The organism is Phyllobacterium zundukense (assembly GCF_002764115.1).
GTDB lineage: Bacteria > Pseudomonadota > Alphaproteobacteria > Rhizobiales > Rhizobiaceae > Phyllobacterium > Phyllobacterium zundukense.
Genome location: NZ_CP017940.1, coordinates 3,686,255 through 3,709,566, shown reverse-complemented (window position 1 = coordinate 3,709,566; position 23,312 = coordinate 3,686,255). Strand labels below are relative to the sequence as shown.

The window sequence follows — 23,312 nt, the reverse complement described above, 5'->3', positions numbered from 1 at the left end:
TCGGCTCGAACTCAACTGCAGGCGTCTCTACAAGTCGACTCGCCTTTTGATGAGATGGTCTACGAGGCGGGCCGCCTCGTCGGCGATTGCCGGTATTGTCCCCGATTTCCGCGTCGATCCGAAATCGAGGCCGGCAAAATAGAGGCCTGGAAGGACGCCCAAGCCATCCTCGTGAATGGGCTGGCCTGCCTCATCGAGGACGCCCGGGAGCTGGATCCACCGGAAGTCGCCTACGAAGCCGGTGCACCAAATCACCGACGTGATGTTGCTCGCCGCCCAATCGATCGAACGGATCGGCGGACTTGGGCGCCGCGGCTCAACCGTCTCGGCCGGATCATCCTCTGCCACCGGTGCATCGAGTCCAGTGCGTTCGATGTATTGATCAAGAAAGCGCTTGACGTTCGCGGAGGCTTCGTCGGCAAAGCGAAGATGCTCGTCCAATTCATCGCCAAACATGAGGTGGCCGTTCTCGACACCTCGGAACCGGCCGAGCAATACGACTCCTTGAGCGCTAAGCGACTGCAGGCTGATCGTATGGGTTGCGCCGAGCACGGCGCGCGGCGGCACTTTGCCAGACGGCAGCATGACTTCCTTCCGGCGCACGTCAAGAAAGCCAGATATTGTGAGCCAATTGAAGGTATCGCCACCGCGGTAGCGCCGCACCAAGCGGCCGGTGCGGCTGGTCGCCAGAAAGACGGAACGCCCGGCCCAAGCCAGATCCTCGGCGATCTGAACGCCTGATTGGCCGCTGCCGACCACCAAAACGCCCCCATCATCGAGTTCGGCCGCATTGCGATATGCCGAGCAATCGATCTGCCGAAGGGCTGACGGCAGGTTGGCGGACCATGGCGGGCGCACCGGGCAATTCAGATCGCCAATCGCGATTATTAAATTGCGTGCCCTGAACGTGCCGCGGGCTGTCGTCAAACGATAGGCACCGTTCTCCCTCGTCAGTTCCTTCACCGGAGTGTCGGTGCTCACCGGCAAGCGATTCCGCTTGGCGTAGTCTTCCAGATAGGCGACGAATTCATGCTGCGTGAAGGCACCCCAGGGGTCCGATCCATCGTAGGAGTCTCCGGGCAGCATGGAACGCGCGTTCGGTGTATTCAGTTGAAACGAATCCCATCGCTGCGTGCGCCACGTCTCGCCGATCCGGGAGCGTTCGAGCACCTCATGCGTTACGCCGTGCCGTTGCAGGAAGTAGCTAACGCCAAGTCCGGCGTAACCTGCCCCTATGACAGCGGCGTCCAGAATTCCGCTCATGTGACCCCACCCTGTTGTCAACTCTATTCTGGCAAGCTCGTTGCATTTTGGCAATGTGACAACGTTCATGAACCGCTGAATGCCCGCAACAGGTCGAATCCGGCCATTTGTTGCACCTGCTGTCAACGACTGGAATTGGCGCGAAGCGGACATTCATGATTGTCCGCAGTGTCACAAGTAACTTTGGTGGCGGTTGCTATCTAGGGTCAGGACTCACTAATCAGAGCCAGAAGATGACGGCCGCCGCTATGCATATGCTTGAGAAGAACGTGTGGGCGCAGCGGTCGTATCGAGTGTGAATGCGACGCCAGTCTTTAAGTTTTCCGAACATGTTTTCGATTTTGTGGCGTTGCTTGTAAAGCACAGCATCATGCGGGATTTGGACCTTTCTGTTGGCCTTTGACGGAATGCAGGCGGTGATTCTGCGATCAGCCAGCGCCTTTCGAAACCAGTCGGCGTCGTATCCCTTATCTGCAAGCATTGCTTTGGCCTTCGGTAAGGCTTTGAGCATGAGAGCGGCCCCTCTGCAATCGCTCATCTGCCCTTCGCTCAGCAACATGATCAAAGGTCGGCCCCGGCTGTCGCAAACCGCGTGTAGGAATTCACACCACCTTTGGTCCGCCCGATACGTCGGGGGAATATCCCCTTTTTTAGCAGGCTCGCTGCCGTGCGATGTGCTTTTAAATGGGTAGCATCGATCATCAATTGTTCCCGTTTGCCGCATCTGGCCGTGTGTTCGGCCAAGATTCGACTGAAGATACCGAGCCTACTCCAGCGGATGAAGTGATTGTAAATCGTCTTGTGAGGACCGTATTCCTTTGGCGCGTCGCGCCAGCGCAATCCGTCGCGAATGACGAAGATCATGCCACTTATGATCTTACGGTCATCTACTCGCGGAAAACCGCGGGATAATGGAAAGGCTTGAAACTGTCGTTCTTGGTGCAGCAAGGATCCTGGGAGAAATCCGGAATATTTGCATACAACGCAAGAGCGTTTCACCTGCCCCACCAATTTCGCTGGAGCGGCCCGGATACCGGCAGTGTGAGGGGCGGCAACCGATACCAATTCTATGGCCCGAGAATTCTTTTCATGGTGGCTCGCTGCATCGAACGCGGCGTCAGGCGATTTGAAAACGCAACGACGTTGTTCATGAACCCGGCGATCACGGACGCTTTCCCTTGTGATAACGCTCTCAGACCGCTTTCAGCGACTGGACGGGGCTTCATTGTCAAAAGGCGCAGCATGGGCGAGACAGGAGCGCCGGCCGCTGCATCGAAACCCGTTTCGGTGTGCCCTGGGCAAAGACTGGTGACGACCACACCTTGCGGACGAAGTTCGTCATGCAGGGCTTCTCCAAAGGCCAGCACATAAGACTTCGTCGCCGCGTACGCAGCAAAGGTGGGAACGGGCTGGAACGCCAAGAGACTCGCAATAAGAAGGATCTGGCCGGATCCCCGGGCTGCCATGTCACGCCCGAAAACATAGCTAAGCTCGGTGAGCGCCGTGATGTTGAGCTGAATCATGTCGGTGGTGCGCTCGAGCGGCGTTTCCAGAAATGCGCCGTGCAACCCGTACCCGGCATTGTTCACCAGGATGTCGATCTGTAGCGACCTTTCGTCCAAGCTGCTTTTTAAACAGGCAGCAGCCCCAGGAGCGGCAAGATCGATTGGCTCGACAACGATATCGACGCCATGTTTCCGGCGAAGTGCATCGGCGAGCTTTTCCATTGGCTCCTGTCGCCGGGCTGCGAGCACGAGATTGACCTTCTGTGCCGCCAGCAGTTCAGCAAATTCGAGGCCAAGGCCGCTTGATGCGCCTGTGATCAGGGCACGTTTTACGGGGGTGCCATCTAACTTTTCAACAACGGAGATTTGTGTTCCCGTATCGGCAGTGTGTTGCATTTGTTTTCCTGTCAATTAACTGGACCTTACCCCGATGCTGGATCGCCTTAGGGGTTGATGGCGAGTGAAGATATTCGAGCGTTTCACCGCAGCACGACATTCAGAATGCGTTCGGCCAGCTTTCCGAATGGCGGGCGGAGCAGTTTGACAATATTCCATCGACGCTGCTCATAGACGCCTTTGGCATGGCGCAAACGCCTGAAGCCTTCCACGCCGTGATAAGCACCTATGCCGCTTGCGCCGACGCCGCCGAAAGGCAAATCGTCCTGCGCGACATGCATGATGCCCCTACTCTGCAGCCAGTGCCGTCGGCGGATTCAGGTCTTCAATCACCTCTCCGTGGTGGTCATCTTTCGTTGGCTTGATCCGGAACCACACCGCGTACAGAGCTGGAAGGAAGAGCAGGATCATGACGGTGCCTGCAGCCGTTCCGCCAATCAACGTATAGGCCATCGAGCCCCAGAACACCGAATGAGTTAAGGGTATGAAGGCGAGAATGGCAGCCAGTGCAGTCAGGATGACAGGGCGCGTCCGCTGCACCGTCGCTTCAATAACGGCGTGATAGTCATCGAGACCGGCAGCTTGATTTTCCTTGATTTGTTCTGTCAAGATCAACGTGTTGCGCATGAGGATACCTGCCAATCCTATCAATCCGAGAATGGCGTTGAAGCCGAAAGGCTGATTGAAGAGAAGCAACGTCGGGACCACCCCGGCAAGTCCGAGTGGCGCAGTCAACATGACCATCGTCATCGTTGACAGGCTGCGAACCTGGAGGATGATGACGATCAACATCGCTGCAATCATGGCCGGGAATATCTTGACGAGTGCGACATTGGCCTTGAGGGATTCCTCGATGTTGCCGCCCATTTCGATGCGGTACCCGACGGGAAGCGATGCGATCAGTGGCTGAAGGGCCTTCATGACCTGCTGTGAGACCTCTGGGGGTTGTGTCGCCTCGTTGATGTCAGAGCGTATCGTGATCACAGGGGTGCGGTCGCGGCGTTTCAGGATCGGCTCCTCAAATTGGATCTCGGAATGGCCGATCTGATCAAGGGGGACCTGTCGGCCATCCCTGCTCATTAGCGAGAAATCGCCCAGCCTTGAAGGATCAAGCCGGTTGTCACCTGCGCTACGTGCGACAACGGGGACGTTGCGGATGTTGTCGCGCACCTGGGTGACAGGGATGCCGCTAAGCAGCAACTGCATCTGCTGAGCTGCCTCAGAGGGCGAGAGACCGATCAGATTTAGCCGATCCTGGTCCGGGACAAACCGCAGCACCGGAGTTCGGTTACCCCAATCCCGGTTGGCCTGTCGGACATCTGGAACACTTTTCATGATAGCAAGAGCCTGCTCGGAGATTTTGTAAAGTTCATCCGGATCCGGTCCCATGACCCGAAACTCGACCGGAAACGGCGTGTAGGGCCCAAAGACAAGCTGCGTTACGCGCACGGATGCCTCAGGAACAAGCCCGTCCGAAACGGCGGCTCGTAGGCGGTGCTTCAAAGCCTCGCGTGCGTGAGCATCGGGGGTGAGCACGACGACCTTGGCGAAGGCAGGGTCGGGCAATTCAGGTGCCATGGCAAAGAAGAAGCGGGGCGCACCCTGCCCTACATAGCTGGTGACGATTTTTGCTTCGGGCTGAGTTTGCAGCCAGCCCTCGACTTTCTCCACTGCGACTGTTGTGGTCTCGATACTTGTGCCTTCGGGCATGCGAACTTCGACCAGCACTTCAGGCCGATCCGATGTCGGGAAGAACTGCTGCTTTACACCTCCCATCCCCAAGACCGAGACAGCCATCGTGATGCCGACCACGGCGCATACCATGAATTTATGGCGAACCGCGAACTCGATGAGGGAGCGCAGGCGACGATAGCTCGGCGTATCATAGATGGCATGATGTCCACCTTCGACCGGCTTGATGTCAGGCAGCAACTTGACGCCGAGGTACGGGGTAAAGATCACTGCAACAAACCACGAAACGATCAGTGCGAAGCCCACGACCCAGAAAATGTTGCCGGCATATTCACCTGCAGTCGATCTTGCAAAGCCCACGGGCATCAGCCCAATGATTGTGACGAGGGTGCCGGACAGCATCGGCGCTGCCGTATGGCTCCAGGCATAAGCAGCCGCCTTGATGCGGTCCATGCCCTCCTCCATCTTCACCACCATCACCTCAATGGCAATGATGGCATCGTCCACGAGGAGGCCCAGCGCAAGGATCAACGCGCCGAGTGTGATACGATCGAAGAATCGGCCGGTTTCCAGCATGATGAGGAAAACGACAGCGAGCGTCAGCGGTACGGCAAGCGCGACAACGATGCCGACGCGCCAGCCGAGGGCAACCAAGCTCACGAACAGTACTACACCAAGCGCCATTTCGAACTTGAGCATGAATTCGCTGACCGCCTCGTCGATATTAACGGCCTGATCGCTGACTTTGGTGAGCGTCATGCCCAGCGGAAGTGTCTGCGCGATCGCGGCGGATCGCGCTTCAAGCGCCTTGCCGAGATCAAGACCATTCCAGCCCTGTTGCATTACGGCACCCAGCATGATTGTGGGCTCGCCCTCATGGCGGATGACGTAGGTCGCCGGATCTTCATACCCGCGCCGAATATCCGCCAAGTCGGAAAGTTTTAGAGTGCGTCCAGCCGCTACGATCGGCGTATCGGCAATCGCCTGCACGCTGTTATAGGCTCCGTCGAAACGGATAAAGACCTGTGGCCCACGCGTATCGATGGAGCCGGCGGGCGTGACTGTATTCTGTCTCTGCAAAGCCGCGGCGATATCGGTTGCCGATATTCCAAGTGTCGCGAGCTTGGCATAGGAAAATTCGACGAAGATCTGTTCGGGGCGCTCTCCGAGGATATTGATTTTCTTGACACCCGGAACGTGCAGGAGATCCTGACGGATGACCTCCGCCTGTCGCACGAGGTCGCGCATCGGCATCCCCTTCGCCTTCAGTGCATAAAGACCGAAGCTCACATCGGAATATTCATCGTTGACGAAGGGACCAATGACGCCTGGAGGGAGATTTCGGGCTTCGTCGCTAAGCTTCTTGCGAGCCTGATAGAACTCTTCGTCGACGGCGGCCGGTGGCATGCTATCCTTCAAAGTCACGGTGAGGAAGGCGTAGCCAGGCCGCGTTATCGTTTCGACACGATCATACCAGGTGAGTTCCTGGATGCGCTTCTCAAGTGGCTCAGCGACAAGATCCTGCATTTCACGCGCAGTGGCGCCCGGCCAGACTGAAGTGACCGTCAGGGTCTTGATGGTGAAAGAAGGATCCTCGGCGCGTCCCAGCTTGACGAAGGCGTAGACGCCTGCAGCCGCCAACAGAACGATAAAGAATAAGGTAACGGCGCGTTCGCGAACCGCGAGAGCTGAGAGATTGAAACTCATTATTTGGTTACCTCTTGCTGCGAGGCAAATCTGACGGCTGCGCCATTTTCCAGAAGATGTGCGCCCAGAGCGACAACCTTCTGACCAATGCCAATACCGGTGATAAATGCCGTCTCCTCGCTGATCCGTTTAATTTCGACTGGCGTGAACTTCACGGTGGAAGTGGCACCGTTGACAACCCAAACACCTGTCCGGCTACCGTCGTCCAGGATGGAACCTACCGGAACAGCGACCTCCGACTGCCTGTGCGCGTCGAGGATTTTAATCGTCACCGTCGAACCGAGCGGGGCAGAGGCGGCGGCCCCATCGAGAACATAGCGCGCCTCGTAAGTACGGGTTTGCCGATCGGCGGCATCGGAGATCTGTCGCAAGCGGGCCTTTCCGCTGAGACCGCCGCCTCCGTAGACACTTGCCAGCGCTTCGGATCCTATATCGGGCCGCAAAGTCTCAGGGAGCCAAACAACGGCTTCACGAGGACCAGCCTGCGCGAGTTGAACGACCGTCTGGCCCGCTGCCACGACCTGTCCGGGGTCTCCAAGCGTCTCGACGACTGTTCCATCCGAATCTGCAAGAAGAACCGTATAGGTGGCCGCATTTTCTGCGACCTTGGCGTCAGCCTCAGCCGCGGCAAGCTGGGCCGAAGCCGTGTCGAGGGCCGCTTTCGCCTGTTCATATCGCTGTGGGGTGGCAGCCAATCCATTCTTCACCAGCGCCGCATAGCGTTTCTCATCTGCTTGTACCTGGATCAGGACAGCCCGCGTTGCGATGACCGTATTGCGCTTCGCTGTCAGCGCGAGTTGGAGATCGGTTTCATCGATGCGCATCAGGGCCTGGCCTTGTCTCACCTGCTGACCCACATCGACCATCCGCTGGACGATCTTGCCCGGAACCCGGAACCCGAGATTGCTCTGTACTCGCGAAGCGACATTTCCGGTAAACGACCGTTCCGCCGTTCCAGTCTTTTTCGCCTCGGCCACCCTTACGAGCGGTGCAACCGTCCTCGGATCTGCGGCTTCGGCTTTCCGTTCAGTGGTTTCGGACACCAGGAAAAAGGCAGCGGCTGCCGCCACTCCCAGGAGACCCACAAAAGTCAGGACGTATTTGCGTTTCATTTTACATTCTCTACTTGACGAGCGATCTGCACAAATTAGATTGCGATCTAACTCTATTTAAGATATAGATGTCAAACGAAATCTAACAGGAGGTCAAAATGAGAGTGAGCCGCGCACGGGCTGAGGAAAATCGGGAAACCGTAATCAACGTCGCGAGCCGTCTCTTTCGAGAGCATGGCTTCGATGGGATCGGCCTGAAGGATCTGATGAAGGGTGCCGGCCTGACGCAAGGCGCGTTCTACAAGCAGTTCGCATCCAAGGACGACCTTGCTGCGCAGGCCTCCAGGCGGGCAATGGAAAGCGCCACGCGCAGATGGTCGACAGCAGCAGCGAAAAGCTCCGATCCTCTCGAAGCAGTCCTGGAGTTCTACCTCTCCCCGGGTCATCGTGCGGAAAAGGCAGACGGCTGCCCATTGGTAGCGTTGGGAGCCGACGCGGCGCGGCAAAGTGAAGAGGTCAGGCGTCCATTTGAGGATGGAATACGGGCTCACTTTCAGGTCTTGGATGAACTGATGGACGAAGCCAAGAGGTTCAATCCCAGCGGCAAGGCAATGGCGATATTGTCTCTGATGGTGGGTGCTGTCACGCTATCGCGCCTCATTAAGGAAGAGAATTTATCGCGAGGGGTTCTGGAAGCAGCCGCCGGGGAAGTCAGGCGTATTGCAAGCGGTGAAGATGTCGCCTGATAGGCGCAGCCGATTCGTTTATCTAGCGGCGGTCGTCGGCCTGGCACCCCGGCTCAGGATGGACCGCCCCTTCTGGTTCGCAGGAGACTTTCGTTGCCGCTTGGTTGAAAACCGGGGCTGAATGTCCAAATTGATGTCAAAAAAGGCTATATTGAGTAGCAATATCGTAGTGGCCAACCACCAGCGTTGGGAACTCGTAAACTTATGATCCGCTTGTGGCGCAAACCTGCCGCAGGTGTCCCATTCCGGCACGGAACTTTATCGGCATCCAATTTTGACCTCTTTGTGTATGAGGTTTAGCACTTGCCGGCCCGACGCAGGTCGGGGTTGCAGGGGGTCGGCAAGCACCGCGTGCTCGGCGGAACTGCGAAGATTCAATCAACATTCACCTTGAACGGAGCAATCCGGCAATTTTTACGATTGGCGGACGGAGGCACAATCAGGAAGTGTTAGACTCCGTCGGATTCGCGCAGAACAGCTCATGAGGCCCAGAATTATGCAGGTAACCCTGCCATCTTTCCGATCTCATCGGCCCACCACGCGGCCATTTTCAAGCGTTCGTCCCAATATATAGCACGGTGATAAGCCCGCCGGACTTCGTCTGCGCCCATATGGCCGAGTTCTGCTTCGATAGCGTCCGGGTTCCACAATCCGCTCTCGTTCAGCAGGCTGGAGGCGCTAGCGCGGAAACCATGGCCGGTCGCTTCATCTTGGGCGTAGCCGAGACGCCGCAAGGCGGCATTGATCGTGTTTTCTCGCTGATGGGTCGCTCCGCTGATCGCAGGGAGGGAAAGGCGAGCCGGCGGTTGCCCGAGTGACCGCGCAACTCCTCCAACAATTCGATCGTCAGATGAGCTAGCGGCTTTTTGTGCTCACGGCGCATCTTCGTCCGGGACGCCGGTATCGTCCAAACACCCTTTGCCAGATCGCATTCGCTCCATTCCGACAGGCGTAGTTCGCCGGGTCGTGAAAAAAAGAGGGCAAGCAGCTTGAGGGCGATCTGGGTTTCGATCGTCCCTTCATAAAACCAGATTGCTCTGATCAGCCTCTCAAACGCTGGGCGTTCCGTAACAGCGGCGCGATGGGTCGGTTTTGGTGTTATCAGTGCGCCCCTAAGTCCGCCGGTTGGATCATTCTGCGCCCGGGCACCCCACGCAGACGCAGGTAGACACCAGACAACAAAAAAGCCCGGAAAACCGGGCCTTTTGTCTGATTTCAATACCGTATTGGACGGTGTGAAATAGGAATATGGTGCCCAGAAGAGGACTCGAACCTCCACGCCTTGCGGCACACGGACCTGAACCGTGCGCGTCTACCAATTCCGCCATCTGGGCAGCGGGGTTTCATGTAAGGGGCGCGCCTGAGTCTGTCAATCCATTTGTCGGGGAATTGTCACACAACAGATTTGCTGCCCACGCCCGCCGCTATCAGCCCTCGAGCACTTCCTTCGAAGCCACGGTCGAATCAGCGTTGAGCTTGTAGATGATCGGAACACCGGTCGCCAATTCCTGCGCAACGATCTCCTCGCCGGTCAGCCCGTCAAGCGCCATGATCAGGGCGCGCAGCGAATTGCCATGCGCCGCGACCAGTACCGTTTCGCCCCGCAGCACATGCGGCTGCACCTCGTGCAGGTAGTAAGGCCAGACGCGCGCGCCGGTGTCGCGCAGGCTCTCGCCGCCGGGCGGCGAAATATCATAGGAACGGCGCCAGATGTGAACCTGTTCCTCGCCCCATTTGGCGCGGGCATCGTCCTTGTTGAGGCCCGCCAGATCGCCATAGTCGCGCTCGTTCAGCGCCTGGTCGCGGATGGTTTCGAGGCCAGTCTGGTCAACCTCTTCGAGAATGTGCTGCAGCGTTGCCTGGGCACGGGAGAGGACGGATGTATAGGCGATATCGAATTTGAGGCCCTTGGCCTTCAGCCGCTTGCCCGCATCGATGGCTTCCTCGTGGCCGAGCTCCGTCAGCCCCGGATCGCGCCAGCCGGTGAAAAGGTTCTTCAAATTCCATTCGCTCTGGCCGTGGCGGACAAGGACGAGGGTTCCGGACATTGCAATACTCCTGTTGGATCGAAATTTATTGATTGAGCCCAAGCACGTCGAGCATGGAATAGAGGCCGGGCCTGGCGCGCCTGCCCCAAAGCGCGGCCTTGACGGCGCCGCGAGCGAAGATCGTGCGGTCTTCCGCGTGGTGGGAGAGGGTGATGCGCTCACCCTGACCGGCGAGGATGACCGAGTGATCGCCGACGACCGAGCCGCCGCGCAGCGTGGCAAAGCCGATGGTTCCGTCCTCGCGCGGGCCGGTATGACCGTCACGCACGCGGACGCTGTGTTGTCCAAGGCCGATATCGCGGCCATCGGCTGCGGCCTCGCCGAGCAGCAGCGCGGTGCCCGAAGGCGCGTCGACCTTGTGCTTGTGATGCATTTCAAGAATTTCGATATCGAAATCCCCGAGCGCCTTGGCGGCCTGCTTGACCAGAACGCCGAGCAGATTGACCCCGAGGCTCATATTGCCGGACTTGATGATGACCGCATGACGGGCGGCGGCGCGGATCTTGGCGTCATCCTCGGGCGAGCAGCCCGTGGTTCCGATGACATGGACGATACGCGCCTGCGCGGCAAGCTCGGCGAACTCCACAGTCGCAGCGGGGGCGGTGAAGTCAAGGACGCCTTCGACACCGACGAAGACCGAAAGCGCGTCATCGGTGATGGATACCCCGAGAGGGCCGATACCGGCGAGTTCGCCTGCATCACGGCCGATATGCGGCGAGCCGGGCCGTTCGACAGCGCCGGCTAGAATGACGCCGGGTGTATCGTGAATGATGCGGATCAGCGTCTGGCCCATGCGGCCGCCAGCGCCGACAACGGCAAGTTTCATCGGCGTTGCGGGCTGTTCGGCATTCATGCGACTGGACCTGTAACTGCTGTTGACTGTAATTCGGTGTCGTCGATGATGGGCGAGTCTTCTTTGCCTTGCAACTGGTAGAACCGCGCATAGACGCCGTTGGGGAGGGCAAGCAAAGTTTCGTGCACGCCTTCCTCGACGACGCGTCCGGCTTCCATGACGACAATATGGTCGGCATTGACGATGGTCGACAGGCGGTGGGCGATGACGATGGTCGTCCGCCCCTGCATCACATGCTCGAGCGCCTGCTGGACACGCTTTTCCGATTCATTGTCGAGGGCAGATGTTGCCTCGTCGAGCAGCAGGATGGAAGCGTTGCGCACGATGGCGCGGGCAATGGAAAGGCGCTGGCGCTGGCCGCCGGAAAGCGTGACGCCGTTCTCGCCGACTTCCGTGCCGTAGCTCTGCGGCTGCTGGCGGATGAATTCGTCGGCATTGGCAAGTTTCGCTGCCTCAATGACTTCCTCGTCGGTGGCGTCAGGACGGCCGTAGCGGATATTGTCGGCGATCGTGCCTTCGAAGAGATAGGGCTGCTGCGAGACATAGGCGATCGATTGGCGCAGCGAACGCTTGCTGACATAGGCGATATCCTGCCCGTCGATGAGGATGCGCCCGGCGTCGATGTCGTAGAAGCGCTGGACAAGGCCTATCAGCGTCGACTTGCCCGCGCCGGAAGCGCCGACAATGGCCGTGGTCTTCCCGGCCCTGGCGGTGAAGCTGATGCCGTGCAGCACCGGCACGCCGTTACCATAGCTGAAGCGAACCTTGTCGAACTCGACCTCGCCGGTCGGCACCGTGATCGGCACCGAGCCGATGCTGTCTGCCTGGCGCGGCTCTACATCGAGGATCTCGAAGAACATGCGTGCATTGACCAGCGAGCGCTCCAGCCCAACCTGCACGCGTGCCAGCCGGCGCACGGGATCATAGGCAAGCAGAACGGCGGTCATGAAGCCGAACATGGCGCCAGGCGGCTCCACATTGTAGACGGCACGATAGCCCGTATAGATGATCATCGATGCGATGGCGACGCCGGCAATCAATTCGGTGATCGGTGTCGTGCGCTCCGAAACCCTGGCGATCTTGTTGGCGCGTTCCTCGGCACGGTGGATCAACGCGCTGATCTTGGCGCGCAGCTGATCTTCCATGGTGAAGGCCTTGACGATTGCGATGCCCTGCGTCGCTTCCTGCATCGCGCCGAGCAGGTGCGAGTTCAACGTGACGGATTCACGATGGATACTGCGCAGGCGCTTCGCCAGGTAGCGCACCGTCAGAATGACAGGTGGCCCAATGAGCAAGGCAAAAAGCGACAGGATGGGGTCGAGGAGGACCATCGTCACAATCAAGGCAATGAGCGTGGGAATATCCTTGCCGATGGTCGTGATGGTAATGTCCATGAGTTCGCGAACCCCGGCGACATTCTGGTTGATCCGCGCCGCAAGCTGCGCCGAACGCGTATCGGTGTAGAAATCGAGGCCGAGTTTCATCAGGTGATCGAAGATGCGATGCTGGTAGCGCGCAACGATATTATTGCCGATCTTCGCCATCATCACAGATTGCACATAGGTGGCGACGCCGCGGATGACGAAGGCCGCAAGGATGCCCAGGCTGATTGGCACAATCAGATCTTCGCGGCGCTGGTAGTAGATCTTGTTGATCACATCCTTGAAGATATAGGCAACGAACGCGGTTGTGCAGGCAACGGCCAGCATGGCGACAAGGGCGATGGCATAGGACGAGCGGTATTCGCGCAGGTTCTCGCCCATAACCCTGCCGATGACGCGTCTTGCCTCCGTCGTATCGATCTTTTTCTTCTTGGGTACACCATTCATGACAGACGGCAACTCGCTGGTACAAGAGCAACGGGGCAAGGAGTCATCCTTGCCACTCGAATTGTCCCTATAACCTTATTGATCCTGCTTGCCTATGGGTTTCAGCCACAGACCCTGCAGGCCAGCACCCGAGTGTTGCAATGACGCCCCTAGGCCGCAGGCTAGTCCCGGCGCCAACGGCGGCCTTCGGTGGAAACGCCGAAGCGGGTGGGCGTGCGGGAGAAGGCCGAGAGGCCGCTCAGCGCCGCAAGCGGGTGGGTGATGATATAGACCGGCGTCTCGCGCAGGATTTCCCCATGTGGTGCCTTGTCCTCGAACGCCTGGCGGAAGGACGGGTCCTTCAGCGGTGCGACGATCTTCTGGACAATGCCGCCGGCGAGATAGACGCCGCCGCGCGCCATGAAAGTCAGGGCAAAATCGCCGGCAAGGCGGCCGAGATAGATGACGAAAAGCGCCAGAGTTTCCTTGGCCTCGGCCGACTCACCGGAAAGTCCGGCGGCCGTGATGTCTGCGGGCGTCTGCAGGCTGGCTTCGGTGCCGTTCACCTTGCAGATCGCGCGATATATGTTCTGCAGGCCACGGCCGCAAAGCAGCTGTTCGCCGGAAATGCGGCCCTCGATATGTTCGAGATGCGGGAAGATTTCGAAATCGCGGGCGGTACGCGGGCCCATGTCCACATGGCCGCCTTCGCCGGGTACGGGCACCCAGCTGTTGCGAGAACGAACCATGCCGGCAACGCCGAGACCGGTGCCGGGTCCTAGCACGGCGCGGCTGCCATGCGGATCGCCCGCGCCGCCGCCGAGCTTTTCGAGATGCTTCGGCTCGAGCGAGACGACGGCAAGCGCCTGTGCCTCGAAATCATTGAGTACGGTGATGTCGGACAGGCCGAGTGTTTCCATCATCTGGCGCGGCTTGACCACCCAGGCGCAGTTGGTCAGGTCGATCTCGTCGCCTTCGACCGGCCCGGCAATGGCAAGTACCGCCGAGCGCGGCTGGATGGAGGTGTGGTCGAGAATAGCGTTCTGGATCGCCTCGTCGATGGTCGGAAAATCCGCCGTCTGGATGATGGGGAATTCCTTGGGTTCCGCATAGGCGTCGACCAGAATGGCGAAACGCGCATTGGTGCCGCCGATGTCACCGACCAGGATCGGAAATTTCATGATGTGGTCGGTATCTGCCTGTGTCACCATTGTCGCTTCCCCATTTTACCTGTTACTGCGTCCTTTGCGCGTCCTGGCGAACGCGCGGTGCAGTAAGTGTGTTTTCCGCTGCGTCATCGCGCAGCAAACCTCGCTTTTGCACCAGAACCTCGGCGGTTGCCCGGTTCAGTGCCATCGGAATATCGTAGACGCTCGCGAGCCGCATCAGCGCCTTGACGTCCACATCATGCGGCATCGGCGACAGGGGGTCGACAAAGAAGATCAATCCGTCGATCCGGCCTTCTGCAATCAGTGCACCGATCTGCTGGTCGCCGCCGAGCGGTCCGCGCTTGACGCGCGCGATCGTCAGCGAAGGACATGCGTCCTGGATCAGTCCGCCGGTCGTGCCGGTCGCCACGATCTCGCAGGGTGCCAGCAGGCTTTCATAATTGCGCGCGAACGCCACCATGTCGTCCTTTTTCTGGTCATGGGCAATCAGCGCGAGGCGAAATGGCTGTGTCATAAAATCTCTGTTTCGGGTTTGGCCCTAAATCGATTGAAACCCTATACTCAATTCATCGCAGCATGAAAAGACCGCAGGCAAAAAAGACCGCCCGCCGGTCCTATGGCTTCTGTCCGGGCACCGGCACGTCCTCGGGAACATCGTTGCCTTCCGGGGCGTAAGCCGTTGCCGGAACATCCGCGGCCGCTGGCTGCGCGCCCTTCGTGCCCACACCAAAGGTTACTTCATCAACGGATTTCGGTCCCGGGGCGTTCAGGATCTGGACGCAGAGTTTTGGCAGATCCGAGAGCATCATCACTTTCGGCTTGACGGGCTTGGCCGGTTCGGGCGCCTTTTTCCATGGCTCGTCCGTAAACCACCAGGCAAGTGATTTGCCGCAACCGTCATCGGCACCGATCGGTTCCTGCGGTTTGCAATTGGGCGAACCGGGCTGGCATTTGATGCGCACATGGAAATGGTAGTAGTGCCCCCAATAGGGACGGATTTTCGCCATCCAGCTGCGATCACCCTGCACACTGTCGCACAGCTTCTTCTTGATGCCGGGATGGACAAAGATACGTTCCACTTCGGGATAGCTGGCGGCGCGCTTCAACAGCGCCGTGCGGGCCGGTGTCCACTTGTCCGGGTCGACATAGAGCGTATCGCCCTTGAGCATTGACGCGGCAGAGACCTTCTCGCGCTCCTCGTCGGTAAAGCGATGTTTCGGCATGGGTGTCAGCCAGATATCGGCATCGAGCCCGACCTGATGCGAGGCATGGCCGGTCAGCATCGGTCCGCCGCGCGGCTGCGATATGTCGCCGACGAGCAAACCGGGCCAGCCATCCTTGGCGGCGGCGTCGCGCGCCAGCCTTTCCAGAAGCGCGATCATGCGCGGATGACCCCAGCGCCGGTTGCGCGACAGGCGCATCACCTGCCAGGCCGGTCCATCCACGGGTAGCGCGACACCGCCGGCGAGGCAACCCTTGGCGTAAAAGCCGGCCGATTGCGGCGCGCTCACTGTCGGCAATGTCTGGGCGCCGAACAATTGCTTGGCTGGGCCGTCTTCGGCAATGGCCTCAAAGGTGCTGGTGAACGCAATGAGTGCGCCGAGCGCCAAGCGCAACAGGGTTTTCGGTATCATGATCGATGTCCCACAAGTGATCGCGGCAATTTGCAACGCTGAACCGGGCTTTATGATGGCCAGATTCGCGGGAAAGTCGCAATATGCCCATGAAGTCACAACCCGATTCGAATGGAAGCACCGCCATGAAAGCAGTCATTTTCGAACAATTCGGCCAGCCGCCGCGCATCCAGACCGTGGAGGACCCCGCGCCTGCGGCGACGGGCGTGGTCATCAAGGTCGAGGCGACGGGGCTTTGCCGCAGCGACTGGCACGGCTGGATGGGGCATGATCCGGATATTGTTCTGCCACATATTCCGGGCCATGAGCTGGCAGGAACCATCCAGGCTATTGGCCGGCACGTCACGCAGTGGAAGATCGGTCAGCGCGTCACCGTGCCATTCGTCGGCGGCTGCGGCCATTGTTTCGAGTGCAATTCCGGTAATCATCAGGTGTGCGAACACCAGTTCCAGCCGGGCTTCACCGCTTGGGGTTCCTTCGCGGAGTATGTCGCGGTGGATTTCGCCGACACCAATCTCGTCGCCCTGCCGGACTCGCTGGATTTCGCCACGGCTGCAAGCCTTGGCTGCCGCTTCGTCACCTCGTTCCGGGCCATTGTCGATCAGGCGAAGGTCAAGCCCGGCGAATGGGTGGCGGTGCATGGCTGCGGCGGTGTCGGCCTTTCGGCGATCATGATAGCAACGGCCATGGGTGCCAATGTCGTCGCCGTCGACCTGACGGAGGGGAAGCTCGCCTTCGCTCGCGAACTTGGCGCAGTGGCAATGGTCAATGGCGGGCAGACGAAGGACATCATCGGAGCGGTCCGGGAAATTACCAAAGGTGGCGCGCATGTCTCGATCGACGCACTCGGCCATCCCTCGACCTGTTTCAACTCAGTCGCCAATCTGCGCCGCCGCGGCCGCCACGTGCAGGTTGGGCTGATGCTGGGCGACCATGCCCACGCACCGATCCCGATGGACAAGGTCATCGCGCATGAGCTGGAGATCTATGGCAGCCACGGCATGCAGGCCTTCCGCTACAAGGCGCTGATGGACATGCTGGAAACCGGCAAGCTCAAGCCGCAACGGCTGATTGGCAAGGAGATCGCACTGGATGACGCACCGGCCGCGCTGATGGCGATGGACCGGTTCGAAGGAACGGGGATTAGTGTGATTACGCAATTTTAGAGGCGGACTACCACGCCCCCGCCTTAAGGCGGAGCGCTTAACGCCAACTGCCGTCGCGCCACATGGTTGCAAAGGCCGTCCCGTAATCCGGGTAGCGGAAGGAAAAGCCAAGCGACTTGATGCGCTTGTTGGAAACGCGCTTGTTCTCGCCATAGAAAGAGCGCGCCATCGGTGTGAGCGGCGCCGACTCGAAGTCGGATTCTTCCGGCGGTTCCACGCCCATCAGTTCTGCCGCATAGGCGACCACATCCTGCGGCGGCGCCGGTTCATCGTCGGTGATGTTGAAGATACCGGCTTCATTGCGGGTCGAGAGAAAACGCAATGCCCCGGCAATATCGTCGACATGGATGCGATTGAAGACCTGACCCGTCTTGTTGAGGCGGCGTGCCGTGCCATTGGAGAGATTGACGAAGGCGTTGCGGCCCGGCCCGTAAATGCCGGCAAGCCGCAGGATGGCAAGGGGGACATCGCGCGCATTCGCCAGTTTTTGCCAGCCCTGTTCCGCCTCGACGCGCTCCACGGAACGGGCGGATACCGGATGGCAGGCGGTCGTCTCATCGACCCAGGCGCCGGCATGGTTGCCATAGACGCCGACGGTGGACAGGTAGCCGATCCACTGCAGTTTCGGCATGGCGTTGCGGATGGTTTCGCCGAACTGCGCCAGCACCGGATCGCCGGACTGGCCGGGCGAGGTCGAGATGACGAGGTGGGTGACGCGGGCAAGTTCGTCAACGATCTCCTGCGAGGCATGCGTGCCGTGGAAAAGGAATGGTGTAATCCCATCCTTCTTGAGGGCGGGAAACTTGGAACTGTCGCGTGTCGTCCCGCCGATGAAATCCGCTTGACCGGCAATGGCTCTGGCAAAGGCGCGCGCCGAATATCCGGCACCGAAGAGAAAAACGTTCATGATTGATTTTTCACAGCATTGCGCCATTCGGTCAAGACGTCCGCGTGGTTCTCCTGTGCGGCGTAGCGCATATGCAGGGCGGCGAAGCGATCTTGATCCATCAATTCACTCAACGCCCAGATGGCGGCGCCGCGCACCAGCGGCGAGGGATCGGAAAGGTGATTTTGTACGGCGTCGATCAGCGCCGTCTCGCCCGAATTGCCGCAGGCGATCAGCACATTGCGCAGAAAGCGGTCGCGGCCGATCCGCTTGATCGGCGAACCTGAGAAAAGCGTGCGGAAGGCCGCATCATCAAGGGTCAGCAGTGATGCGAGCGAAGGCGACCGGAGATCGTCGCGCGCCTGCAGCTTCGTCTCTCGCGCTGTTTCGGCAAACTTGTTCCAGGGGCAGACCGCCAGGCAGTCGTCACAGCCATAGATGCGGTTGCCCATGGCCTTGCGGAATTCGAACGCGATGGGTTCCTTGTGCTCGATGGTCAGGTACGAGATGCAGCGCCGCGCATCGAGCTGGTAGGGAGCGGGAAAGGCGTTGGTCGGGCAGACGTCGAGGCAGGCCCGGCACGAGCCGCAATGATCCGCCTCCGGGCTGTCGGCCGGAAGTTCCGCCGTGGTGAAGATCGTGCCGAGAAACAGCCAGGAGCCATGGCTGCGGCTGACGAGATTGGTGTGCTTGCCCTGCCAGCCAAGGCCGGCAGCTTCCGCCAGCGGTTTTTCCATCACCGGTGCCGTGTCGACGAAGACTTTCAGGTCTTCGCCAGCGGCGCGCGAGGCGAAGCGGCTGGCAACGCCCTTGAGCTTGCCCTTGATAATGTCGTGATAGTCGCGGTTCTGCGCATAGACTGAAATCGCTGCCTTGTCGCGCTGTGACAGGACAGCAAGGGGATCGCTGTCGGGGCCATAATTCATGGCGAGCACGATGATCGAGCGCACCTGTGGCCAAAGGGCTTGTGGACTGGCACGGCGCTCTTCCGTTTCCTGCATCCAATCCATGCTGGCGTGGCGGCCGAGCGCCAGATATTGGCGCAGGCGCTCTTCAGCCAGCGGGATGGCATCCGGCCGGGTGATGGCAACGAGTTCGAAGCCCGCCGCGCGCGATTCCTCAAGGATGAATTGTTTCAGCCGTTGCTGTTGTGACTGCTCGATAGACTGAGTCTTCGATTGTCCAATCATCTGCATAAACCTTATGCGTGGTTCGACAGGCTCACCATGAGGGGGTTAGTGGTTGCAACGACAATCACTAACGTTCCCAGTTGTTAGCTGCCTGCAGCACTCTACCTCCCTCATGGTGAGCCTGTCGAACCACGCACTCACATGAGTTTAAAAATCCAGGTCGCCATAATGCGATGACGGTGGCAGGCCGCGCACCCGGTCGGCGAGCAGCGGACGGAACGACGGACGGGATTTCATCCGCGTGTACCAGTCACGCGCCGCTTTATATTCGGCCCATTTGATCTCGCCGAGATAATCGAGAATCGAGATGGATGCGGCTGCGGCCATGTCCGCATAGCTCGGCGTCGGTCCGGCCAGCCAGTTGCGCGTTGCCGTCAGCCAGTCGATATATTTCATGTGCTGGGTGATATTGGCGCGCGCGGCACGGATGGCGGTGGAATCCGGCGCGCCGCCGCCCTGTTCGGCGGTCATGTGCAGCTTGAAGATGCGCTCGCGCGCCATGTGACGTGTCACTTCGTTTTCGAGCTTGGCGAGGAACCAGTCGACCAGGCGCCGCACTTCGGCGCGGCTCAGCGAATCCTCCGGGAACAGTCTGCGGCTGCGTTTCAGCGCGCCGCGCGTCTCGTCGATATATTCGGCGATCACCGAGGCGCCGGAGACCGGCACGTCGCCTTCCGCCAGAAGGACCGGGAGTGTTCCGGCAGGATTGAGCGCCAGAAACTCCTTGCGCCGCGCCCAGCTGTTCTCCTCGATCAGCTCTACTTCAATATCGTACTCGTTGAGAATGAGCCGGGCATAGCGCGAACCGGTGGACATGGGGTGATGGAAGAGCGTCAACATGGCAGATATGTAATTCTTTCAAACTGGTATTTTATCAGGCGCCGTCGTATTGCTCGGCGGCCCCTCACGCCTGCGCCAAACCTATAGGCGTAACCTTAGCATGAGACAAGTAAACAGGATTTCACCAACAGCCGGTTACCGCCCGGGTCGGCAGCAGCACGAAAGCGATAATCATGGAATCACAGACGATTGTCGAAGCCCTTTTCCTTGGATTGCTGGAAGGGTTAACAGAGTTTATACCGGTCTCGTCCACCGGCCATCTGCTGCTCGCCGGGCATTTTCTCGGCTTCGAATCGAATGGCAAGACCTTCGAGGTTTTGATCCAGCTCGGGGCGATCCTTGCGATCCTTACCGTCTATTTCAGCCGCCTTTTGAAGATTGCGCGTGACCTGCCAAGCGACCCGAAGACGCGCCGTTTCGTCACCGGCATCCTTGTCGCTTTCTTGCCCGCCGTGGTCATCGGCATTCTCGCCCATGACGTCATCAAGACCGTGCTGTTCGAATCGCCCATGCTGATCTGCGTGATGCTGATCATCGGCGGGCTGATCCTGCTTTGGGTCGACCGGCTGAATCTGAAGCCGCGTTATACCAGTGTCATGGATTATCCTCTGTCGCTGTGCCTGAAGATCGGCCTGATCCAGTGCTTCGCCATGATTCCCGGCACATCGCGCTCGGGTGCAACCATCGTTGGCGCGCTGCTGCTTGGTACAGACAAGCGCTCCGCAGCGGAATTCTCATTCTTCCTTGCCATGCCGACCATGGCGGGCGCCTTCGCCTATGATCTGTTCAAGAACCGCCATATCCTGACCTTCAACGACGCGTCGCTGATCGGCGTCGGCTTCGTCGCGGCCTTCATTTCCGGTGTTTTCGTCGTGCGCTACCTGCTCGACTATGTCTCGCGCCACGGATTTGGCCTGTTCGCCTGGTGGCGGCTGGTTGTCGGCACGCTCGGGCTGGTGGCGCTGATCCTCATGCGGTGATCGCCAACCTTACCCTAGAGTAAGAACGGCGATGAAGGTGCTTAAGCTCAAGTGGGGGTCTGGCTGGAATATTGTCCGTGAGCACGGAAGCGCCAGAGATAGGATGGCAGGATGGTTTCGATCGTCTGCGGATGAATGCCGAGGCCCTCGAGCGTGCGCTCCTCTTTTTTGGCGCCTTCGGAGACCACATTGTCCTTCTGCAAAAGGATAACCTGGTCCTTGGTCAGGGGCGGCTTCGGCAGATAGCCGAGAATTGTCCCCTGAATCTTCGCAACCCAGAATGGTATCGGCACGAACAGGCGCTTGCGCCCGATGACGCGCAGTACGGCTTCAAGGCACTGCTTGAAGGTCAGCACCTCGCCACCGCCGAGTTCATAGATCTCGCCGGGCTTCAGGGCGCCGTCCACTGATCGCGCGAAGACTTCGGCGACATCGCCGACATAGACCGGCTGGAATTTGGTCGTGCCGCCACCAATCAGCGGCAGGAATGGCGACAGCCGTGCCATGCTTGCAAACTTGTTGAAGAAGGCATCTTCAGGGCCGAACACGATCGACGGTCTGACAATGACTGCGTCGGGCAAGACGCTACGCACGGCGGCTTCAGCGCGGCCCTTGGTGCTGGCATAGGCAGAATGGGAACGCGCATCGGCGCCGATCGCCGACATATGGGTCAGCGGTACGCCGGCCGCACGGGCGGCTTCGGCCACCGCACGAGCACCAGACTCATGAACAGTGCCAAATCTCTGCTTGCCGCTTTCGAACAGAAGTCCAACGAGGTTGATGACGTGGTCCGAACCGGCGACAGCGCGATCCACCGACTCGCGAAAACGCAGGTTTGCCTGAACGGCCTGGATCTGGCCGACGCCGCCGAGGGGCTGCAGATGGAAGGCGAGATCCGGACGGCGCACGGCAACGCGAACGCGGTAGCCGCGCTTGGCCAGCGCACGCACCACATGACGACCAATAAAGCCGGAGCCTCCGAAAACGGTGACGAGTTTTGGCTTTGTGATTGTCATTGAGCTCTCCTATGGATCCAGCCAGGCATCCGCATGTTCCCATGCTGTTTAATGCCTTTTGCGCTGGAGGCAAAGGGTTGTTGGAGAGCAAATCTCGCGGCGCGTTGCCGCGCTGCGACGATCCGGTCAAGCAGACATGCGCAACATGATTTCGGCGTTGAGCAGAATTCGCGAATCCCCCGGCAATTCGATTTTCGAATCCTGATCTTCACCCAGCTTGTCGAACAGAAGCCCGATCGCGAGGCGGCCGATTTCATTGTAGTTCTGCGCGACGGTCGTCAGCGGCGGACACATATAGCGGGACAGCGGCTGGTCGTCGTGCCCGGCGACACGCAAATCGCAATCTTCGCCCCGTCCCACTTTCAAACCCGCCTGGAAGGCGGCGGCCAGAACACCGTAGGCGAGACGGTCATTGGCACAAAGCACGGTCTTGGTAGGAAAACCGCCCTCCCTCAGTATCTGCGCCGTTGTATCGAATGCGAACTTCTCGAATTCCCAATTGGCATGGGCTTCGGGCACAATGAAGCGGGGCTCGAGATTGAGGTTCTGCATGGCCGCGCTATAGGCTTCGCGGCGTTCGACCGCGTTGCTGTTGACGGGAGTCATGCCGAAATAGCACGGCTGATCGCCGGAGCGGATCAAATAATCGACAATCAGTTTGAAGCTTTGCCGGTTGTTTGTACCCACAAACGGCGATGTCGCGTCAAGCGGCGAGTCGATATAGACGAGCGGAATGGACTCGCCGAGCTTGGCCAATTTTTCATGGTGCGACTGCACGCCAAGGGGGCCGATGATGGCACCCGCGACATTCATGGACTTGAATGTCTCGATTGCCCGCTCTTCAAGCTCCGGCTTGCCATCCGAACTCAGGACAAAGGCGAGAAAGCCGGCCTGTTCGGCAATGCCTTCGATACGCCGCGTCAGCGACATGTAAAACGGGTCGGTCGAATTGGGAACAATAAGCCCAAGAATGTTGGTGCGGCGCCGATTGAGGTTGACCGCGAAAATATTCGGGCGAAAGCCGGATTGCTTGACGGCGGCGTCGATGATTTCGCGCGTCTTCTTGCGGACAGACGTGGGGTCATTGAAATATTTCGACACTGTGGGACGTGACAGTCCTACAAATGCAGAGAAATCTTCCATTGTCTTGATCGGCTTTTTCACCGCATGCATTCCTTTTTTAAGATTGCTCTGAAAATTCAGAAAAAACCGTTGCACCGGCAAAAAACCATTAAAGGACCATGTGCAATCATTGCTGAAAATTACGCCGGCGCAATACATCTCCTGATTGACATACGCCACTCCTATCGGTTGAAAAATTTACAGGGTGGGTGACATGCGTCAAGATTTTATTTAATCCG

At 59.1% G+C, this 23,312-nt stretch carries 22 protein-coding genes and 1 tRNA gene; 3 read left to right on the top strand and 20 right to left on the bottom strand.

Going from position 1 to position 23,312, the window contains the following annotated elements; all coding sequences use genetic code 11:
* Window positions 1-27 precede the first annotated feature (27 nt).
* From BLM14_RS18540 to BLM14_RS18515, 7 genes are all read right to left on the bottom strand, one after another.
* Window positions 28-1,263: a flavin-containing monooxygenase gene (locus tag BLM14_RS18540; RefSeq protein WP_100001495.1), complete on the bottom strand. Its 1,236-nt coding sequence runs from the start codon at window positions 1,261-1,263 to the stop codon at window positions 28-30.
* A gap of 220 nt (window positions 1,264-1,483) precedes the next feature.
* The gene (locus tag BLM14_RS31875) at window positions 1,484-1,903 is read right to left on the bottom strand and encodes an IS5 family transposase (protein WP_237143569.1); all 420 of its coding nucleotides are present in this window, start codon (window positions 1,901-1,903) and stop codon (window positions 1,484-1,486) included.
* The gene (locus BLM14_RS31870; protein ID WP_237143568.1) at window positions 1,825-2,127 is read right to left on the bottom strand and encodes a transposase; all 303 of its coding nucleotides are present in this window, start codon (window positions 2,125-2,127) and stop codon (window positions 1,825-1,827) included. The genes BLM14_RS31875 and BLM14_RS31870 overlap by 79 nt, the downstream gene beginning before the upstream one ends.
* Before the next feature lie 203 nt (window positions 2,128-2,330).
* Window positions 2,331-3,164: an SDR family NAD(P)-dependent oxidoreductase gene (locus tag BLM14_RS18530; RefSeq protein ID WP_100000733.1), complete on the bottom strand. Its 834-nt coding sequence runs from the start codon at window positions 3,162-3,164 to the stop codon at window positions 2,331-2,333.
* A gap of 83 nt (window positions 3,165-3,247) precedes the next feature.
* A complete protein-coding gene (locus BLM14_RS18525; RefSeq protein ID WP_335672069.1) occupies window positions 3,248-3,445 on the bottom strand; it encodes a hypothetical protein in 198 nt (65 codons plus the stop codon).
* A gap of 7 nt (window positions 3,446-3,452) precedes the next feature.
* Window positions 3,453-6,563 carry an efflux RND transporter permease subunit gene (locus BLM14_RS18520; protein WP_100000732.1) on the bottom strand — a complete coding sequence of 1,037 codons (3,111 nt, stop codon included), beginning with the start codon at window positions 6,561-6,563 and terminating at the stop codon, window positions 3,453-3,455.
* The gene (locus BLM14_RS18515) at window positions 6,563-7,675 is read right to left on the bottom strand and encodes an efflux RND transporter periplasmic adaptor subunit (protein ID WP_100000731.1); all 1,113 of its coding nucleotides are present in this window, start codon (window positions 7,673-7,675) and stop codon (window positions 6,563-6,565) included. The genes BLM14_RS18520 and BLM14_RS18515 overlap by 1 nt, the downstream gene beginning before the upstream one ends.
* Before the next feature lie 98 nt (window positions 7,676-7,773).
* Between BLM14_RS18515 and BLM14_RS18510 the strand changes: the two genes are divergently transcribed.
* Window positions 7,774-8,361 carry a TetR/AcrR family transcriptional regulator gene (locus tag BLM14_RS18510; protein ID WP_100000730.1) on the top strand — a complete coding sequence of 196 codons (588 nt, stop codon included), beginning with the start codon at window positions 7,774-7,776 and terminating at the stop codon, window positions 8,359-8,361.
* A gap of 494 nt (window positions 8,362-8,855) precedes the next feature.
* Here BLM14_RS18510 and BLM14_RS31120 read toward each other — a convergent pair whose 3' ends face one another.
* The 8 genes from BLM14_RS31120 to mepA all read right to left on the bottom strand — a co-directional run bounded on the left by BLM14_RS31120 (window position 8,856) and on the right by mepA (window position 15,873).
* Complete coding sequence (locus BLM14_RS31120) at window positions 8,856-9,095, bottom strand: tyrosine-type recombinase/integrase (RefSeq protein WP_157929554.1); 240 nt, start codon at window positions 9,093-9,095, stop codon at window positions 8,856-8,858.
* A gap of 515 nt (window positions 9,096-9,610) precedes the next feature.
* A tRNA-Leu gene (locus BLM14_RS18500) sits at window positions 9,611-9,695 on the bottom strand.
* Window positions 9,696-9,788: 93 nt separating this feature from the next.
* Entirely contained in the window at window positions 9,789-10,409 is a 621-nt protein-coding gene (locus BLM14_RS18495; protein ID WP_100000728.1) for a 2,3-bisphosphoglycerate-dependent phosphoglycerate mutase, read from the bottom strand.
* A gap of 25 nt (window positions 10,410-10,434) precedes the next feature.
* Complete coding sequence (gene dapB, locus BLM14_RS18490) at window positions 10,435-11,235, bottom strand: 4-hydroxy-tetrahydrodipicolinate reductase (protein WP_418314242.1); 801 nt, start codon at window positions 11,233-11,235, stop codon at window positions 10,435-10,437.
* A 23-nt stretch (window positions 11,236-11,258) separates the two neighbouring features.
* Complete coding sequence (locus BLM14_RS18485; protein WP_100000726.1) at window positions 11,259-13,091, bottom strand: ABC transporter ATP-binding protein; 1,833 nt, start codon at window positions 13,089-13,091, stop codon at window positions 11,259-11,261.
* Window positions 13,092-13,252: 161 nt separating this feature from the next.
* A complete protein-coding gene (locus BLM14_RS18480; RefSeq protein WP_100000725.1) occupies window positions 13,253-14,281 on the bottom strand; it encodes a glucokinase in 1,029 nt (342 codons plus the stop codon).
* A gap of 22 nt (window positions 14,282-14,303) precedes the next feature.
* The gene (locus BLM14_RS18475; protein WP_100000724.1) at window positions 14,304-14,753 is read right to left on the bottom strand and encodes a methylglyoxal synthase; all 450 of its coding nucleotides are present in this window, start codon (window positions 14,751-14,753) and stop codon (window positions 14,304-14,306) included.
* Window positions 14,754-14,853: 100 nt separating this feature from the next.
* The gene (gene mepA / locus BLM14_RS18470) at window positions 14,854-15,873 is read right to left on the bottom strand and encodes a penicillin-insensitive murein endopeptidase (protein ID WP_100000723.1); all 1,020 of its coding nucleotides are present in this window, start codon (window positions 15,871-15,873) and stop codon (window positions 14,854-14,856) included.
* Window positions 15,874-15,998: 125 nt separating this feature from the next.
* Here mepA and BLM14_RS18465 point away from each other — a divergent pair, with 125 nt between their 5' ends.
* Complete coding sequence (locus BLM14_RS18465) at window positions 15,999-17,039, top strand: zinc-dependent alcohol dehydrogenase family protein (RefSeq protein ID WP_100001493.1); 1,041 nt, start codon at window positions 15,999-16,001, stop codon at window positions 17,037-17,039.
* 37 nt (window positions 17,040-17,076) lie between these two features.
* Here BLM14_RS18465 and BLM14_RS18460 read toward each other — a convergent pair whose 3' ends face one another.
* The 3 genes from BLM14_RS18460 to BLM14_RS18450 form a co-directional block, all read right to left on the bottom strand.
* Window positions 17,077-17,946 carry an SDR family oxidoreductase gene (locus BLM14_RS18460; protein WP_100000722.1) on the bottom strand — a complete coding sequence of 290 codons (870 nt, stop codon included), beginning with the start codon at window positions 17,944-17,946 and terminating at the stop codon, window positions 17,077-17,079.
* Entirely contained in the window at window positions 17,943-19,115 is a 1,173-nt protein-coding gene (queG, locus tag BLM14_RS18455; protein ID WP_237143405.1) for a tRNA epoxyqueuosine(34) reductase QueG, read from the bottom strand. The genes BLM14_RS18460 and queG overlap by 4 nt, the downstream gene beginning before the upstream one ends.
* 147 nt (window positions 19,116-19,262) lie before the next feature.
* On the bottom strand, window positions 19,263-19,955 hold the full coding sequence (locus tag BLM14_RS18450) for a glutathione S-transferase family protein (RefSeq protein ID WP_100000720.1): 693 nt from the start codon (window positions 19,953-19,955) through the stop codon (window positions 19,263-19,265).
* Between the two features lie 173 nt (window positions 19,956-20,128).
* Between BLM14_RS18450 and BLM14_RS18445 the strand changes: the two genes are divergently transcribed.
* Window positions 20,129-20,935 (top strand): undecaprenyl-diphosphate phosphatase, encoded by an 807-nt coding sequence (locus tag BLM14_RS18445; protein ID WP_100000719.1) that lies wholly within the window; start codon window positions 20,129-20,131, stop codon window positions 20,933-20,935.
* A gap of 47 nt (window positions 20,936-20,982) precedes the next feature.
* On the opposite strand, the gene BLM14_RS18440 is transcribed toward BLM14_RS18445, so the two are convergent.
* Both BLM14_RS18440 and BLM14_RS18435 read right to left on the bottom strand, forming a co-directional pair.
* Window positions 20,983-21,951 (bottom strand): complex I NDUFA9 subunit family protein, encoded by a 969-nt coding sequence (locus BLM14_RS18440; RefSeq protein ID WP_100000718.1) that lies wholly within the window; start codon window positions 21,949-21,951, stop codon window positions 20,983-20,985.
* A 126-nt stretch (window positions 21,952-22,077) separates the two neighbouring features.
* Window positions 22,078-23,124, bottom strand: a complete 1,047-nt coding sequence (locus tag BLM14_RS18435) for a LacI family DNA-binding transcriptional regulator (protein ID WP_237143404.1) — start codon at window positions 23,122-23,124, stop codon at window positions 22,078-22,080.
* Window positions 23,125-23,312: the final 188 nt, after the last annotated feature.

What these genes read in the sequence shown, in the direction of transcription:
- BLM14_RS18540 (WP_100001495.1), bottom strand. Translation starts at nt 1,263, where the DNA reads ATGAGCGGAATTCTGGACGCCGCTGTCATAGGGGCAGGTTACGCCGGA.
- BLM14_RS31870 (WP_237143568.1), bottom strand. Translation starts at nt 2,127, where the DNA reads ATGATCTTCGTCATTCGCGACGGATTGCGCTGGCGCGACGCGCCAAAG.
- BLM14_RS18530 (WP_100000733.1), bottom strand. Translation starts at nt 3,164, where the DNA reads ATGCAACACACTGCCGATACGGGAACACAAATCTCCGTTGTTGAAAAG.
- BLM14_RS18525 (WP_335672069.1), bottom strand. Translation starts at nt 3,445, where the DNA reads ATGCATGTCGCGCAGGACGATTTGCCTTTCGGCGGCGTCGGCGCAAGC.
- BLM14_RS18520 (WP_100000732.1), bottom strand. Translation starts at nt 6,563, where the DNA reads ATGAGTTTCAATCTCTCAGCTCTCGCGGTTCGCGAACGCGCCGTTACC.
- BLM14_RS18515 (WP_100000731.1), bottom strand. Translation starts at nt 7,675, where the DNA reads ATGAAACGCAAATACGTCCTGACTTTTGTGGGTCTCCTGGGAGTGGCG.
- BLM14_RS18510 (WP_100000730.1), top strand. Translation starts at nt 7,774, where the DNA reads ATGAGAGTGAGCCGCGCACGGGCTGAGGAAAATCGGGAAACCGTAATC.
- BLM14_RS18495 (WP_100000728.1), bottom strand. Translation starts at nt 10,409, where the DNA reads ATGTCCGGAACCCTCGTCCTTGTCCGCCACGGCCAGAGCGAATGGAAT.
- dapB (WP_418314242.1), bottom strand. Translation starts at nt 11,235, where the DNA reads ATGAAACTTGCCGTTGTCGGCGCTGGCGGCCGCATGGGCCAGACGCTG.
- BLM14_RS18485 (WP_100000726.1), bottom strand. Translation starts at nt 13,091, where the DNA reads ATGAATGGTGTACCCAAGAAGAAAAAGATCGATACGACGGAGGCAAGA.
- BLM14_RS18480 (WP_100000725.1), bottom strand. Translation starts at nt 14,281, where the DNA reads ATGGTGACACAGGCAGATACCGACCACATCATGAAATTTCCGATCCTG.
- BLM14_RS18475 (WP_100000724.1), bottom strand. Translation starts at nt 14,753, where the DNA reads ATGACACAGCCATTTCGCCTCGCGCTGATTGCCCATGACCAGAAAAAG.
- mepA (WP_100000723.1), bottom strand. Translation starts at nt 15,873, where the DNA reads ATGATACCGAAAACCCTGTTGCGCTTGGCGCTCGGCGCACTCATTGCG.
- BLM14_RS18465 (WP_100001493.1), top strand. Translation starts at nt 15,999, where the DNA reads ATGAAAGCAGTCATTTTCGAACAATTCGGCCAGCCGCCGCGCATCCAG.
- BLM14_RS18460 (WP_100000722.1), bottom strand. Translation starts at nt 17,946, where the DNA reads ATGAACGTTTTTCTCTTCGGTGCCGGATATTCGGCGCGCGCCTTTGCC.
- queG (WP_237143405.1), bottom strand. Translation starts at nt 19,115, where the DNA reads ATGATTGGACAATCGAAGACTCAGTCTATCGAGCAGTCACAACAGCAA.
- BLM14_RS18450 (WP_100000720.1), bottom strand. Translation starts at nt 19,955, where the DNA reads ATGTTGACGCTCTTCCATCACCCCATGTCCACCGGTTCGCGCTATGCC.
- BLM14_RS18445 (WP_100000719.1), top strand. Translation starts at nt 20,129, where the DNA reads ATGGAATCACAGACGATTGTCGAAGCCCTTTTCCTTGGATTGCTGGAA.
- BLM14_RS18440 (WP_100000718.1), bottom strand. Translation starts at nt 21,951, where the DNA reads ATGACAATCACAAAGCCAAAACTCGTCACCGTTTTCGGAGGCTCCGGC.
- BLM14_RS18435 (WP_237143404.1), bottom strand. Translation starts at nt 23,124, where the DNA reads ATGCATGCGGTGAAAAAGCCGATCAAGACAATGGAAGATTTCTCTGCA.